The sequence below is a fragment of the Corallococcus sp. CA053C genome (assembly GCF_003611675.1).
GTDB lineage: Bacteria > Myxococcota > Myxococcia > Myxococcales > Myxococcaceae > Corallococcus.
This window is the reverse complement of record NZ_RAWA01000781.1, coordinates 1-1,282: the sequence shown is the minus strand read 5'-3', so window position 1 is coordinate 1,282 and position 1,282 is coordinate 1. Positions and strand designations below refer to the sequence as shown.

At 71.2% G+C, this 1,282-nt stretch carries 1 protein-coding gene; it reads left to right on the top strand.

Annotation, left to right across the window (positions count from 1 at the left end; all coding sequences use genetic code 11):
- Nucleotides 1-192 precede the first annotated feature (192 nt).
- Nucleotides 193-1,282: hypothetical protein (locus D7V97_RS43080; RefSeq protein ID WP_199729224.1), on the top strand; the 1,090-nt coding region annotated here is incomplete at its 3' end.

The following is a 1,282-nucleotide window of genomic DNA, read 5'->3' as shown; positions in this document are numbered from 1 at the left end:
GCTGCCTGGAGCCTTAGCATTCGCCGTGCCGACGCCTCTCCACGGGATATTCCCCTGGAACTTCAGCCACTTGAGCTTTCTTGACCTCTTGGCAAAGGGGTGCTGTGCGCGCGGAGCCGGAAAAAACTCCTGACCCTCCGGGGCCCCGGCCTAACGTGTGACAGCCTTGTTGACGGGATGATGGAGGAACCCGTGCGCCTTCCGGTCGTCGCCGCACTGCTGAGCCTGGCCGCCTGCTCCGAATCGACGGAAGGCCCCACCCCGAAGCTCGAGGGCCTCATCAACCCGCTGCAGCGGCTCGTGACGCCCGCGCGCGTCTGCAACGCCGGGGGCGATGCGGCCGGATGGCGCCTGGAGCTCATTGGCAGCGGCTTCACGCCCCTCCCCCGCGACGCGCTCACCGACACGCCCTCCGTGGAGCTGCCGCAGGTGACGCTGAGCGGCCCCAGCGACTACACGCTCCCCGCCGACCACCTCTTCTTCGCGCGCACCGAGCTGATGCGGATGGACCTGCCCACCCGCGACAGCACGCCGTCCAGCCAGCTCGCGCCCGGCGCCTATGCGGTCTCCGTGACCAACCCCCTGGGCGGCACCGCGGAGCTCGCGGACGGCCTGCGTGTCGTGCCGCCGCCCACGCTCGCGAGCGTCACCGCGCCCCAAGGCTTCTCCTACGGAGGCGGCAGTCCGCTGATCCTCGAAGGCAGCGGCTTCCGCGCGGACGCGCTGCCCCTCATCACCCTGCACCGCGAGGGCGAGGAGGACCAGCCGCTCTTCACCGTCACCGTCGTCTCCGACACGCGCATCGACACCGAGGTGCCCCCCGCCACGCGTGAAGGCACCTACGACGTCAGCATCACCAACCCCGAGGGCTGCGCCGTCACCCGCGCCCAGGCGCTCACCGTCACCTATCCGAAGCTGGGCACGCTCGCCCTGTCGCCCACGAGCGGCCCCGCCAGCACCGACACGTCCATCACCATCACCGTGTCCGGCGGCGCGCGGCTGTTCTCCGGCATCCCGGACGTGTACGTGGTCGCGCCCGTGAAGACGGACCCCGGGCAGCGCGTGAACATCCCGCTGCGCGACGTGAAGTTCGTGAACGACACGCGGCTCACCGCCACCGTGCCCGCCTGCGCTGGCTTCGACCCGCCGCCCGTCACGGATCCGCGGTGTCCTGGCGGCATCGTCCCCGGTGGTCCCTACACGCTCATCGTGGCCGACCCCAGCGGCGCGGTGGGCGAGGTGTCCGGCTTCACCGTCTCCGCCTCCCTGGCCTCCCCCACCC